Genomic DNA, 14,181 nt, shown 5'->3' with positions numbered 1-14,181 from the left:
GCCGGCCGGCTCACGGCGGCCGTCAGTTGGCGAGCGCCCCGGCGCGCTGGGCGGCCTCGCTCACGGATCCGCGGTGCACCGGGCCGTGCCCGGGCAGCAGGACGTCCGCCGGGAGTGCCTCGATGAGCTTCAGCGACGCGAGGGCGTTCGCGCGCTCGGCGTGGAACATGGCGGGCAGCAGTTGCGGGCCCTGTATGCGCGAGGTGGGGTGACCGCTGACCAGGGCGTCGCCGGAGATCACGATGCCGGCGTCCGGCAGGTGGTAGACGCAGTGTCCGGCGGTGTGCCCGGGTGTGTGCACCGGCACCGGACCGCCGGGAAGATCGAGCGCCCCCTGGCCGGGGAACGGCTCGGGCCGGGTCATCCGGACGTCCGCCGTGCCGCCGGACCTGATCGCGTGCATGGCCCAGGGCAGCACGCCGGGACGCCAGGCCTGGCGCATCACCTCGCCCACGCTCACCTGCTGGAGGAACTCGCGGCGCGCGTGCGGCACCTCCTCCTCGTGCAGATGGACCGGGACGCCGAAGGTGCTGCTCAGATACTCGGCCGACCCGAGATGGTCGTTGTGCGCGTGGGTGATGAGTACGGCGCTGATGGCCTCGGGGGAGTGGCCGAGCGCGTCGAGGGAGGCGAGGACGTCCGGACGGTCGCCCGGGTATCCGGTGTCGATCAGGGTGACGGCGTCCCCCTCGGTCAGGATCACCCAGTTGGTGTTGCTGCCGTGAACCAGATGGACTCCGGCGGCCACCTCGACGATCGCGTCCTCGCGCATGACCATCCCGATGTTTGAGATCTTTGCCGGCCAGGTCGGACCGGATCGCACTGAAGGTACCGCGTGCGGGTGACGACGCGACGGGCGGCCTCCGGGACACGGACGCGTTCACCGACGGCGTGGCCGAACGTGAACGGGCCCTGCCGGCAAAGGACTTGACGCGCCCGCGGAGTGGCGGCTCCCATATGGCGAGTCTCGTTGACTTTTGTTCGAGTCTGCGAACAAACCGCTCAAGGGAGAGCCGTATGTCCCCCCATTCGCACACCAAGCGCCTCAGAGGCCTCCTGAAGCGCGCAGCCGTTCATGGTGCCGTCCTGGGCCTGGCCGTCGCCGCACTGGCCGGAGTCGGACGCTCCGCCACTTCGCTCACCGCCGAGCCGACCGCCGTCAGCACCAACCAGATCGGGGTCGCCCCGGCCCCGATGGGCTGGGCGTCCTGGAACACCTTCGCCAGCGTCATCGACTACGACACCATCAAGGCCCAGGCTGACGCCCTCGTGTCGTCGGGCATGGCCGCCGCGGGCTACAAGTACGTCAACATCGACGAAGGCTGGTGGCTGGGCACCCGCGACAGCAACGGCAACATCACCGTCGACACCGCCAAGTGGCCGGGCGGGATGAAGGCCATCGTCGACTACATCCACAGCAAGGGCCTCAAGGCCGGGATCTACACCGACGCGGGCAAGAACGGCTGCGGCTACTACTATCCGACGCCCTCGGGAACGCCCGCCGCGCCCAACACCGGTATGGAGGGCCACAACCAGCAGGACCTGGAGACCTTCCAGAACTGGGGCTTCGACTTCCTGAAGATCGACTGGTGCGGCGGTGACGCCGAGGGCCTCGACCAGGAGACGACGTACAAGGCGATCCGCGACGCCAACACCGCCGCGACCGCCGTCACCGGCCGCCCGCTCGTCCTGTCGCTGTGCGAGTGGGGCACGGGCAACCCCTGGAACTGGGCCGCCGGCACGGGCGCGATGTGGCGCACCAGCACCGACATCGTCTACTACCCCGACAACCCGTCGATGACCAACATCCTGGCCAACTTCGACAAGTCGCTGCACCCCGCCGCCCAGCACACCGGCTACTACAACGACCCGGACATGATGACGGTCGGCATGAACGGCCTGAGCGCGGCCCAGAACCGCACCCACATGGGGCTGTGGGCGATCGCCGGCGCCCCCCTGCTCGCGGGCAACAACCTGGCCACCATGAGCTCGACGACCGCCTCGATCCTCACCAACTCCGAGGTCGTCGCGATCGACCAGGACCCGCGCGGCCTCCAGGGCGTCAAGGTCGCCGAGGACAGCACGGGCCTGCAGGTCTACAGCAAGATCCTCTCCGGTACCGGGAAGCGCGCGGTCCTGCTGCTGAACCGTACGTCCGCCGCGGCGAACATCACCGCCCGCTGGCAGGACATGGGTCTGACCACCGCCTCCGCCGCCGTGCGCAACGTCTGGTCGGCGTCCAACGCCGGTTCGTTCGCGACGAGTTACACCACCAGTGTCCCCGCGGGCGAGGGTGTGCTGCTCACCGTCTCCGGCACCGAGGCGTCCGGGACGACGTACGAGGACACCACCTCCGCGACGACCCCGGCCTTCACCGGAGTCACGGCGTCCGCCGCGGGCACCAAGCTGATCGACATCACCTATGCCAACGGCGGTACCGCGGACCGCAGGGCGACGCTTCAGGTGGGTGGCCAGTACGCGCAGACGCTGGCCTTCCCGCCCACCGGCTCGGCGACCACCTACCGGACCGTCTCCGTCCTCGCGTCCCTGGCGAAGGGCTCCAACACGCTGACCTTCGGGGCCTCGGGCACCGCGCCCGACATCGACGCCGTGGCCGTGCGCGCGGTCCCGGGCACCAACGGGACCGCGGTTGTCGGCACCGGATCCGGACGGTGCCTGGACTTCTTCAAGAGCACGATCACCAACAACAGCCAGGCCGAACTGTGGGACTGCGGCGGTGGCCAGAACCAGACGTTCACCTCCACCTCGCGCGGTGAACTGGTGGTCTACGGCAACAAGTGCCTCGACGCCTACAACAGCGGTACCGCCAACGGCACCAAGGTCGTCCTGTGGGACTGCAACGGCGGCACCAACCAGAAGTGGACCTTCAACTCCAACGGAACCGTCACCAACAACGTCTCGGGCCTGTGCCTGGACGCGCTGGGCGCCGCGACGGCCAACGGAACCCTGATCGATCTCTGGTCGTGCAACGGCGGATCCAACCAGCAGTGGACCCGCAACTGAACCACGCCTGACCAGCGACGAAACACCGGGGTGGGGTGGCCCGATCGACTCCGCCCCGGTGCGGAGCCGTTGCCCTATGCGCTCCGGGGTGCTGGAGTGACCTCATGGATCACGTTGCGGTACTGGCCCTGTTCGACCGGGACATGCGGGAGGGCGCGCGGCCCGACAGCCCGGGAGCCCGGGTCGAGCGCGTCGGCAAGGTGGTGCGCCAGGTCGGCACCGAGCAGGGCTGGAACGGGGTGATCTGGTCGGACCTGGACGAATCGATCGCCGATGCCGCGATCGCCGAGCAGATGCGCTACTTCGGCGAGCTCGGCCGCGAGTTCGAGTGGAAGCTGTACGGGCACGACAAGCCCGAGGGCCTGGGAAAGCGGCTGCGCGCCGCCGGGTTCGTCGCCCAGCCCGAGGAGACCCTGATGATCGCCGAGTTGGGCGACCTCGCGCTCGACGCCCAGCCGCCCGAGGGTGTACGGCTGCTGCCCGTCACCGACCGCGCGGGCGTCGACCTCGTCGCGGACGTCCACAAACAGGCCTTCGGTACGGAAAGCACCCGGATGCGCCACCAGCTCCTCGCCCAGCTCACCGGCGACGAGGACAACGTCGTCGCGGTGGTGGCCCTCGCCGGTGACGTCCCGGTCAGCGCCGCCCGCATGGAGATGGTCCCCGGCACCCGCTTCGCCGGTCTCTGGGGCGGCGGCACCATCGACTCCTGGCGCCGCCGCGGCATCTACCGTGCGCTGGTCGCCCACCGCGCCCGCGTCGCCGCCGAGCGCGGCTACCGCTACGTCCAGGTCGACGCCACCAGCCAGAGCCGCCCGGTCCTCGCCCGTCTGGGCTTCGAACCCCTGACCACGACAACGCCGTACGTGTACGGGTGACCCCGGACGCCGTCCGGGCGGGGACGGCGTCACCGACCGCAGGCCGGCCCCGTCAGCGGCGCACCTTCACCCGGTCGAGCGCCGCGACGCCCACCGCCGCGAGTCCGATCTGAATGACCCACTCGATCCAGTCGATGCCCTTCGTGTCCGCCACGCCGAACGCGGCGGCGATCCCCGAGCCGATGAACGCGGCCACGATGCCGACGAGGATCGTCCACAGGATGCCGATGCGCTGGCGTCCCGGGACCACGAGCCGGCCCAGTACGCCGATGATGATGCCGATGAGAATGGCACTGATGATGCCTGAGATCTCCATCTCCGCCCCTTTTTGTCAGGACCCCCGCAGTTAGGTGTGTTCCCCCTGCGGGCGAAGACAGTCCGTTCCGCTTTCCGGCCGTCCCGCGTCCGCTCCGGCGGGCTCCTGTTCAGTCGCGTTCCTGCCATGTACCGTTCAAGAATCTGTCGCGCGGCAGACGGCCAACCACCGTTCTACGCGCGCAGACTTGGCGCCCGCACCGCCTCTCCCCACCCCTCACGGAGGTTTGCAGGATGCTCAGATTCAGACGATCCCGCCACAGACTCACCACGGCCGCGGCCGTGTTCGGACTGCTCGTCGCGGGTGCGGCCGTCCAGGCGTCCGCGGCCGCTCCGGCCGCCGCCGCGACCCCGCACCGCATCCTGTTCGACAACGCCCACGCGGAGACGGCCGGCAACGCCGACTGGATCATCTCCACCAGCCAGCCCGACCCACTGGGCCAGGACTCCTCGCCGTCGGCGGAGACCGACTGGACCGGAGCCCTCTCCTCCTGGGGTGTGGCCCTGCAGAAGACCGGCGACTACAGCCTGAAGACGCTGCCTTCAGGCTCCAGCCTGGCCTACGGCGGCTCGACGGCCACCGACCTGTCGAACTTCGACACGCTGGTGCTGCCCGAGCCCAACACGCTCTTCACGACCGCGGAGAAGACCGCGATCATGACGTTCGTGAAGAACGGCGGCGGTCTGTTCATGGTCTCCGACCACACCGGAGCCGACCGCAACAACGACGGTGAGGACGCGGTCGAGATCCTCAACGACCTGATGACCAACAACAGCGTCGACTCCACCGACCCGTTCGGCTTCTCCATCGACTCGCTGAACATCAGCTCGGGCTACCCCGCGGCGATCAGCGACAGCACCAACCCGGTCCTGCACGGCCCCTTCGGCACCGTCACCAAGAGCCTCATCGCCAACGGTACGACGGCCACGCTGAAGCCCGCCGACAACTCGGCGGTCACGGGCCTGCTGTACCGCTCCGGTTACTCGGGCAACACCGGGGCCTTCTTCGCCACCAGCACCTTCGGCAGCGGCCGAGTGGCGTTCTGGGGCGACAGCTCACCGATCGACGACGGCACCGGCCAGTCCGGCAACACCCTGTACGACGGCTGGAACGACACCGGCGCCACCAACGCCGCCCTCGCCCTGAACGCCACCGAGTGGCTCGCGGGCGGCAGCAGCAGCGGTGGCGGTGGAGGGGGTGGCGGTACCTGCACGGCCGCCCAGCTGCTCGCCAACCCCGGCTTCGAGTCCGGCAACACGTCCTGGACCGCGACCAGCGGTGTCATCACCAACAGCTCCAGCGAGGCCGCCCGTACGGGCTCCTACAAGGCCTGGCTGAACGGCTACGGCTCGGCCAACACGGACACGCTCGCCCAGTCGGTCACCATCCCGTCCGGCTGCGCGGCCGCCCTGAACTTCTATCTCCACGTGGACACGGCCGAGACGACCACCAGCACGGCCTACGACACCCTCAAGGCCCAGGTGCTCAACAGCAGCGGCACGGTCCTGTCGACGCTCGCCACGTACTCGAACCTGAACGCCGCGTCGGGCTACACGCTGCGCAGTTTCGACCTGTCCGGCTATGCCGGGCAGACGGTCACCGTCAAGTTCACCGGCACCGAGGGCTCCACCCTGCAGACGTCGTTCGTCCTCGACGACACGGCTCTCAACGTGAGCTGAGCGCGAACGAGCGAGAGGGCGGGCCCGGGAGCGGGCCCGCCCGTCGTGTGCCGGAGTCCGACGGGTCCGCCGAATCAGGCGCGGCGCACCTTGACGCCGTCGGCCTCGAAGTCGTAGACGTACTGATTGATCCGCAGTCCGTCCACGGCTCCGGTCCACAAGTGGTCGCGGCCCTTGCCCACGGCGGCGGAGTAGATGACCGGCACCGCGCCACCGTCGTCGAGTGAGGTCTTCACCTGCGCGAAGGTGCAGTGGGCGGCGTCGTTGCAGGCGGTCTCGCCGCCGGTGAGATACCAGTAGCCACTCGTGGTGGCATTGATGTAGCCACTCCAGCGGTTCGTCACCGTGAGCGCGTCCGGCACCCATACCAGCGTGGAGTAGGTGTCGCCCGGATGCGCGCTCACGTTCGGATTGATCTCGAACTTGATGTTCGGGAGGTTCGCCGGGCCGCCGTAGTCGACGTTCTCGCCGGTCTGGAAGACGTGGAACCCGACCTTGTTCAGGCCGAGCACCGGGTCCCCGAAGAAGTCGACCTCGTTGCCGAAGTCGACCTTCTCGCTGTGAGGAGTCAGCGAGGTGGAGTTGTCCGCCACTTCGATTCCGAGGCTGCCCCTTCCGTAGGGCGGCCTGCCTGAGGAGTCCAGCACGCCGAACGAGCCGTAGGGGCCGTTCCTGAGAGCGGCGACGGGGGAGCCGATCGTGTTGCGGGTGATCACGCCCCAGTGCTCCGAGCGCACTCGGCTTCCATCAGCGAGAGCGGGCACCGATCCCGGGACGGTCGAGGCGAGGATCGCGGCCAGTGCGGTGACCGCAAGCGCCTTTCCTCGGCTCACGCCAAAACGAGCTTTCACGCTCACTCCTTGCAGGTAGTCGAAGGGTCGGACGTGCGCCGGTGTTCGATCGGCGCGACGGCCGTCACGCTATTCGACTCTCCGTGACGAAAGCGGTAGCGACATACCGTCGGCATATGACTATTCAGGTCATAATGCATTGGAAGTGCGGGCAAATGTCACTCTCCGTGTTGGTCGGATTCGGCGTCGGCCGCCGGGACGGTCGTCTCCGGCGTGTTCCATCCCGAGACCCGTACCCGGGGCACCGAACCGTGCAGATCGGCCGTGCGGTAGGTGGCGGTGAGCGTCGTGGACTCGCCGGGCCACAGGCTGACCTGGTTGTCGGACCACTGGACGGGCAGGACGGGCTTGCCGGCCGAGTCCACGAGGTGCACGTCGGTCAGCAGCGACGGCGTCCTGCCGGTCCCGGTGTTCCGCAGCGTGACCGTGGTCATCGAAGCGCCGTCCGCACCGGCCGAGGTCGAAGCCGTCGCGGAAACCGGGACCTGTGCCATGGAGTCGAGCCCCTTGAGGTCCGCGTAGCTCGTCGTCGGCGTGTAATACCAGTCGGTCTTGGCCCAGTCGAGGGTGTCGGACTTGGTGGACAGCCAGTAGACGTTGCGGCTGACCTCCTTGCCCTCGGCATCGGTGAGGACGAGGCGTGCCAGATAGGTCGTCGACAGGCCGCTCACGGAGGACGGCACGGTGAGGGGAGTGCTGTGGGCGCCGTCCCCGTCCACGTCCACCCCGGTCGCGGTCCTGTCGTACTTCTGCGTGCCGTCGGTGTTGAAGAGCGTGACCCGGGCCGTGAGTCCGGACGCGGCGGCGTGCCGGTTGTTCACGACGACGATCGAACGGGTGTCGTAGGAGTACTGGATGTGCAGCGGCTCGTTCGCCTTCCTGGCCCCGAAGTAGGCACCGCCCTGGTCGAGGTAACGGTCCATCAACTGCCAGTGCAGCGACGTCCATCCGCTGTTGAACATCCAGTAGACGACCCCGGTCGCGGGCTTGGCGGAGTCGGTGGCGTTGCGCCCGTACGCCTCGTACTGCGCGCGTACGTTCTCGTACTGGGCGAGCTGCGCCTTGCGCACGTAGTCGGTCAGGCCGCTCGGTGCTCCGTACCGTCCCGCGAGCGCGGCGTCGTACAGCTTGAGCGTGCCGAAGGTCGACGACGGTGAGCGGTGGTACTGCTTGGTGGTCGGGCTCTTCCACAGGGTGTCCAGCTCGGCGGGGGACATCATGCGGCGCAGGGTGTCGAGGGTGGGGATGTCGGGGCCCGCGCTGGTCTCGGAGTTGAAGCCGGTGGCGCCGCCCTCGCGCTTGGCGTACCAGTAGTTCGGCGGGATCCAGTCGTAGGGACCGGTCATCTTCATGCCCGAACTGCCGCTGACCGGGGAGGACTTGTCGGAGGCGGCGGCGACCACGGGGTTCGGCCAGTCGGCGGCGGCCAACGCGTCGAGGTAGTTCTTCTCGATCGTCGCGTCCGGCGCGAAGTCGCTGCCGATGAGGAAGGAGATGACGCTCGGGTGGTCGCGCAGCCGGGCGGCCTCGGCGGCCATCGACGCCTTGGCCACGGGGTAGTCGGCCGCGGTCCACTTGTCGCCTGCCTCGCTGCCGTTGACGTTCCCCTCCCACTTGTCGCAGCATTCCCAGCCGGGCAGCGTGAGGATGCCGTACCGGTCGGCGAGGTCGAAGAACTCGTCCGGCTCGATGTGGCCCTCGAGGCGGATGGTGTTGAGGCCGAGGTCGAGCGCGTACTTCAGCCGGTCCTCGACATACGTCCGGTCCCAGCGCAGGAACTCGTCCGGGGACCAGCCGCCGCCCTTGATGAGCAGCCTGCGGCCGTTGACGCTGTACTGCCGGGCGCCGTCGGAGTTGAGGGGCGCCTTCACCTCACGGATACCGAAGTCCTCGTGCGCGGTGTCCGAGGCGGTGCCGCCGACGGAGGCCGTCAGGTCGAGGCCGTACAGCGGCTGTCCGCCCATGCCCGCGGGCCACCACACCTTCGGCGCGCTCAGCTGCAGGCCGGGGGTGTCGGCGGGGGAGAAGGTGACGGTCTTCGTCTCGTGCGCGGCGAGGGAAACGGTTTTGCTGAAGGAGGCGTCCGAGCCGATGCTGCCGGACACCGTCGCCGTGACGGGAGCGCTCGTCTCGTTGCGGGCCTGTGCCTTGACCGTCAGGTCCGCGGAGGCGAGCGAGGGGACGGCGAGCTCGGTGACGACGTGCGCGTCGCGCAGTGCGACCGGACCGCCCCGGCGGACGAGAACGTCACGCACGATGCCCATGTTCTGGTCGGGCGGGGGCTGGAGCCAGTCCAGCCAGCCCATGGTCAGGTGCTTGTTGGGCTCGTTGGGCCGGATGCGGAAGGCGACCGTGTTCGTGCCCGATCGCACCAGCGAGGTGATGTCGAGTTCGTGCCGCGTGTAGGCGCCCGTGACATCGGCGGCGGTGGCGACCTGCTTGCCGTTGACGTAGACGTCGGCCGCCGAGATCACCCCGCTGAAGTCCAGGTAGCTGCGCTCGGTGGTGTCGGCGACCGTGAAGTCCGAGCGGTACCACCAGGGGACCTGGAAGTCGGCCTTGGGGATCTTCTGCTGGTTGGTCGAGAAGAACGGGTCGGCGTACGTCCCGTCCGCGAGCAGCGCCGCGAGGACGGTGGAGCGGGAACCCGCGGGGTACCAGCCGCTCGCCGGATAGCCCGGGCTCGAGACGTCGGACGCCGCGTCCGTGACCTTGGCCGTCGACTGGATCGCGTACCCGGACAGCGCGGTGGTGCTGCCCGCGATGGCGGGCACCGGGGTGAGGGGCACGCGTGCGGGCGCGTCGGGTCCGGCGCTCCGGGACCCGGCCCACGCGCTGGTCGAGAGGGTGCACAGGAGGCACAGGGCGACGGCGGCCGTGGTGGAACGCCGTCTTGGGGCAGGGTGATGGAACACGGTGGTCTCCTTGGGGGTGGGGAGCATCCGCGCTACGAGACTGCATGTCGGCACTGCGAGGCATGAGCAAGGCAGGAGCAAGGAGGCGCGAGCCGGGCCTGCAAGTTAGGAAACTTTACTAACTGGCCCACAAGCTAGGCGGCCCAGCAATCCGTGTCAATCACCGAAGGCGAGTGCCCGGTTCAGGACGCCGAGCGTCGCTCGAACACCACGTCCCTCGCGGTCCCGAGGGCCGTCGCCACCGCGCCCAGCAGAACCGCGTCCTCGCCCAGCCGACTCGGCACGATCTTCGGACGCAGGGGCGTGAGCGTACGCAGGGTCTCGCGCACGGGTCGCAGCAGCAGGTCGATGCTGTGGCCCACGCCGCCACCGAGCACCACCAGATCGGGATCGAGCACCGCGGCGGCCGCGGCCACCGTGTAGGCGATCCGCTCGCCCTCCAGCCGTACCGCCCGCACCGCGGCGGAGTCCCCCGCGCGCGCCGCGTCGAACACGGCCTTGGCGGTGAGCTGGCCGGTCATGCCGAACTGCCGCGCGGCCTCGACGACGGCCTCCCCCGACACCGCGTCCTCCAGCGTCTCCGGCTTCTGCAGCCCCGGCCACGGCAGGAACCCGATTTCCCCGGCCCCGCCGCGCGCCCCCGTGAACAGCCGCCCCTCGCTCACCACGCCCATGCCGAGACCGGTGCCGATCAGGATGTACGTGAACAGCCGGCTGCCCGCGCCGACGCCGTACGTGTACTCGCCGAGCGCCGCGAGGTTCGCGTCGTTGTGCACCTCCAGCGGGATGCCCAGCTCCTCGCGCATCCGGTCGAACAGCCCCGCGCGGCCCCACCCGGGCAGATGCATCGCGTACCGCACCCGGCGCCGTTCCTCGTCGTACACGCCCGGCGTGCCCACCACCGCGTGCGCCACCTCGTGTGCTCCCGCACCGGAGTTGGCGACGACCTGACGGGCGGTGGAGACGACGAGGTCGGCCATGGCGCCCGAACTGCGCGCCCGATTGCGCACATCGGCGCGTGCGACCACGCCGCCGTCCAGATCGGCGACCGCCACCCGCAGCCAGCTGCGCCCGATGTCGATGCCGAGCGCGTACCCGGCCGCGGGATCCGGGGCGTAGAGCACCGCCACCCGGCCGCGCTCGGGTGCGTGAGTGCCCGCCTCACGCACCAGCCCCGCCTCCTCCAGTGCCGCGAGCGCGCTGGAGACCGTCGGCTTGGACAGCCCCGTCTCCCGTGCGAGCTGAGCCCGCGAGGCGGCGCCGCCCGTACGCAACCGGTCGAGCAGGAGTCGCTCGTTGGTACTGCGCAGACGCTGCCGGTTCCAGGGCTGTTCGGGCTGCGCTATGGCGTCGCTGGCGGGCATCGCACCATTCTCACGCATGCCTTATACCCTCTTGACGCATCTAGTAAGTCTCCTTAACTTTATCGCCCAGTCAGCCTCGCCGGGCCGGCCGAAGGGGAGCCCGCCTCCCCGCGTCCCGATATCAGGAGACCCCTATGTCCGGTAGCCCGCCACCCACCGGCGGTTTCGTCCGCCGCGTCGGCCTGTTCCAGGCCACCGCCATCAACATGAGCCAGATGTGCGGCATCGGCCCGTTCGTGACGATCCCGCTGATGGTCGCCGCGTTCGGCGGCCCGCAGGCGATCATCGGCTTCGTCGCGGGCGCGCTGCTGGCCCTCGCGGACGGCCTGATCTGGGCCGAACTGGGCGCGTCCATGCCCGGCTCCGGCGGCAGTTACGTGTATCTCCGCCAGGCCTTCCAGTACCGCACCGGACGCCTCATGCCGTTCCTCTTCGTCTGGACGGCCATGCTCTTCATCCCCCTGATCATGTCCACCGGCGTGGTCGGCTTCGTCCAGTACCTCGGCTACCTGGCCCCCGACATGGGCAAGACGACGGGCGACCTCATCGGCCTGGCCGTGGTCGCCCTCGTGGTGCTGCTCCTGTGGCGCGGAATCGAACACATCGCCCGCATCACGGCGGTCATGTGGGCGGTCATGATCACCTCGGTTTTCCTGGTGATCATCGCGGCGGCCACCGACTTCAGCGCCCATCTGGCCTTCACCTACCCGGCACACGCCTTCGAACTGACCAGCAGCCACTTCTGGATCGGCTTCGCCGCGGGCCTGACCATCGGCATCTACGACTACCTGGGCTACAACACCACCGCGTACATGGGCGCCGAGATCAAGGATCCGGGCCGCACCCTGCCCCGCTCCATCGTCTTCTCCATCCTCGGCATCATGGCGATCTACCTCCTCCTCCAGATCGGCACGCTCGGTGTCATCGACTGGCACCGCATGACCGATCCGACGGACATCGCCTCCACCTCCGTCGCCTCGGCCGTCCTCGAAAAGACCTGGGGCAAGGGAGCCGCCGACACGGTCACGATCCTCATCCTCATCACCGCGTTCGCCTCGGTCTTCACCGGACTCCTCGGCGGCTCGCGCGTCCCCTACGACGCCGCCCGCGACCGCGTCTTCTTCCGCCCGTACGCCAAGCTGCACCCCAAGCACCGCTTCCCGATGCTGGGCCTGGCGACCATGGGCGTCATCACGGCGATCGGCTTCCTCATCGGCCGCCACACCGACCTGGCCACCCTGATCCAACTCCTCACCACCGTCATGGTGATCGTCCAGGCCCTGGCCCAGATCGTCGCCCTCTCCGTCCTGCGCAAGCGCCAGCCCACCCTCCACCGCCCCTACAAGATGTGGCTCTACCCGATCCCCAGCCTCCTCGCCCTCGTCGGCTGGCTCACGATCTACGGCTACGCCGACAAGAACTCCCCGGGCCGCCACCCCATCGAATGGTCCCTGGCCTGGGTGGCCCTGGGCTGCGTCGCCTTCGTCATCTGGGCGAACCTGGAAAAGGTGTGGCCCTTCGGCCCGAAGGAGATCAAGGAGGAGTACCTGACCCCCTCGACCCCGGACCCGGAGCCCGCCGGAGCCTGAACAGCCCACCGCCCGCACCCGACGACGCACGGAAGGGGCCGTGTCGGTACCGCAGCCCGTCGCTTACGCTCGGATCTGGAAACGGCTCCCTCCAGGGCAACGCCTGATCCGGCGGCGACGGGCTCGACGTACCGGCACGGCCCCGAACCACCCACGACCGCGTCGGCGCCCGTCACCCCTCGATCCCCGCGCAACGCAACGCCGCCCGGACCTCGTCCGCCGGATCCCCACGGTGGTAGGGCCGCTCCGAGGGCTCGATGCCGTCCAGGAACTCCTGATACCGGACGGCGTACGTGAGATGAGCCAGCGGCGCGGCGAGGTCGAGCGCCCGAGCCGGGTCACTGCCGGGCACCCGCGATTTCCAGGCCGCCACCCAGCCCCGGGCGGCTGCCGCACGACCCGACTCGGGAAGGAAGCCCTGGACGCGCAGACCGTCGAGCACCGGATTGCCCCAATAGGCATCGGCGAAGTCCATCACGACGGGCGCCCCACCGTCGCTGCGCCAGTTCCCGGGGTGGAAGTCGCCGTGCACCAGCGTGTCGGGCAGTCCGCACTCCGACAGAAGCTCCCACCGCCCGGCCAACTCCCGCGCTCCCCGCACCTCCCGCTCGGTCAACTCCTGCGCGAGGGGCCCGTCGAGCAGATCACGAACCGCCACCTCGAGAACCGGCGCACGCCAGTCCCGCACCCCCGCCACGAAGCCGCTCTCACCCGAACCCCCGGAGGCGACCGCGGCCTGCGCTTCGACGAACCGCTCCATCGCCGCACCGACCGTCTCCGGCGAGGCCCCCCAACAGTCCTCACCGGGAACGTGCTCCATCAGGACGCGCCGCTCACCCGCGCCGAGGAGCGGGGGAACGAGCCCCGGGTCGACCCCCGCGAGCGCGGCGATGACGGCGGCCTCGTCCGCCGCGAAGCGCGGTGTCGCCTTGAGCCAGACCGGACCGCGCGCGGTGGGCAGACGAAAGAGCCCGGCCAGATTCCAGGTACGCCGCTGCACGACCGGACCGTTCACCGGCCGCCCCGCCGAAGCCAGCTCCCCGGCCGCCCAGTCGAGCAGCTCGCGCAGCCCTTCCGCCCGGGCCCACGGCGACCTGAGCGCCTCGGAGCCGTCCAACACCCCTGGTTCGAAGGGTCGTTGATCCAGCAGACCGCTCGCCGGACGCTCCAACGCCTCGACGTGGTACGTCACATGGCCGTCCCGCCCGCCCGCACCCCCCACCACGTCCAGCAGACGCAGTACCAGCACGGGCACCCCGAGCAGTCCCTCCAACCACCCGACGACCGGCCCCACTTCGGACCACCAGGGAACGTCCACGGCGAACGGCCCCACGCTCCCGAGGAACTCGTCACCCGAAGTCACCCGCGCACTCACAGTTCTTGTCACCGCGCGAGTGTGAACGACCGGATGCGCCCCCGGCCAGCGATTATCGGCGGCCGGGAGGCGCGCGTCGGAAGGCACAGGTATCGGACGACACACACATCGGAAGGGGAGCGGAGCCGATGCGGCGACTCCGCTCCCCTTCCCCCGGGTCCCCCAACCCGGTCCCCCCTCGGGCCCTGTG

At 69.6% G+C, this 14,181-nt stretch carries 10 protein-coding genes; 4 read left to right on the top strand and 6 right to left on the bottom strand.

Annotation, left to right across the window (positions count from 1 at the left end):
* Window positions 1–22: 22 nt before the first annotated feature.
* Window positions 23–772: an MBL fold metallo-hydrolase gene (locus ACZ7M2_RS39170; RefSeq protein ID WP_471599331.1), complete on the bottom strand. Its 750-nt coding sequence runs from the start codon at window positions 770–772 to the stop codon at window positions 23–25.
* Window positions 773–1,017: 245 nt separating this feature from the next.
* Between ACZ7M2_RS39170 and ACZ7M2_RS39165 the strand changes: the two genes are divergently transcribed.
* Together ACZ7M2_RS39165 and ACZ7M2_RS39160 are read left to right on the top strand one after the other, a co-directional pair.
* Entirely contained in the window at window positions 1,018–3,024 is a 2,007-nt protein-coding gene (locus tag ACZ7M2_RS39165; RefSeq protein ID WP_471599330.1) for an RICIN domain-containing protein, read from the top strand.
* A gap of 104 nt (window positions 3,025–3,128) precedes the next feature.
* On the top strand, window positions 3,129–3,902 hold the full coding sequence (locus ACZ7M2_RS39160) for a GNAT family N-acetyltransferase (protein WP_352051899.1): 774 nt from the start codon (window positions 3,129–3,131) through the stop codon (window positions 3,900–3,902).
* Window positions 3,903–3,954: 52 nt separating this feature from the next.
* On the opposite strand, the gene ACZ7M2_RS39155 is transcribed toward ACZ7M2_RS39160, so the two are convergent.
* Window positions 3,955–4,218 (bottom strand): GlsB/YeaQ/YmgE family stress response membrane protein, encoded by a 264-nt coding sequence (locus ACZ7M2_RS39155; RefSeq protein ID WP_403696242.1) that lies wholly within the window; start codon window positions 4,216–4,218, stop codon window positions 3,955–3,957.
* A 233-nt stretch (window positions 4,219–4,451) separates the two neighbouring features.
* Here ACZ7M2_RS39155 and ACZ7M2_RS39150 point away from each other — a divergent pair, with 233 nt between their 5' ends.
* Complete coding sequence (locus tag ACZ7M2_RS39150; RefSeq protein WP_471599329.1) at window positions 4,452–5,897, top strand: hydrolase; 1,446 nt, start codon at window positions 4,452–4,454, stop codon at window positions 5,895–5,897.
* A 74-nt stretch (window positions 5,898–5,971) separates the two neighbouring features.
* Here the strand turns inward: ACZ7M2_RS39150 and ACZ7M2_RS39145 are convergent, their stop codons facing one another.
* From ACZ7M2_RS39145 to ACZ7M2_RS39135, 3 genes are all read right to left on the bottom strand, one after another.
* Window positions 5,972–6,748, bottom strand: a complete 777-nt coding sequence (locus ACZ7M2_RS39145) for a hypothetical protein (protein ID WP_471599328.1) — start codon at window positions 6,746–6,748, stop codon at window positions 5,972–5,974.
* A gap of 158 nt (window positions 6,749–6,906) precedes the next feature.
* Window positions 6,907–9,663, bottom strand: coding sequence for a glycoside hydrolase family 2 protein (locus tag ACZ7M2_RS39140; protein WP_471599327.1), 2,757 nt, complete (start codon window positions 9,661–9,663; stop codon window positions 6,907–6,909).
* Between the two features lie 182 nt (window positions 9,664–9,845).
* Window positions 9,846–11,045, bottom strand: a complete 1,200-nt coding sequence (locus ACZ7M2_RS39135) for an ROK family transcriptional regulator (RefSeq protein ID WP_471599326.1) — start codon at window positions 11,043–11,045, stop codon at window positions 9,846–9,848.
* 116 nt (window positions 11,046–11,161) lie between these two features.
* Between ACZ7M2_RS39135 and ACZ7M2_RS39130 the strand changes: the two genes are divergently transcribed.
* Window positions 11,162–12,616: an APC family permease gene (locus ACZ7M2_RS39130; protein ID WP_403696257.1), complete on the top strand. Its 1,455-nt coding sequence runs from the start codon at window positions 11,162–11,164 to the stop codon at window positions 12,614–12,616.
* Window positions 12,617–12,788: 172 nt separating this feature from the next.
* Here ACZ7M2_RS39130 and ACZ7M2_RS39125 read toward each other — a convergent pair whose 3' ends face one another.
* A complete protein-coding gene (locus tag ACZ7M2_RS39125) occupies window positions 12,789–14,003 on the bottom strand; it encodes an aminoglycoside phosphotransferase family protein (RefSeq protein ID WP_471599325.1) in 1,215 nt (404 codons plus the stop codon).
* Window positions 14,004–14,181: the final 178 nt, after the last annotated feature.

It is taken from the genome of Streptomyces sp. NPDC111507 (genome assembly GCF_055638955.1).
This window is presented reverse-complemented; position numbering and strand designations above follow the sequence as displayed.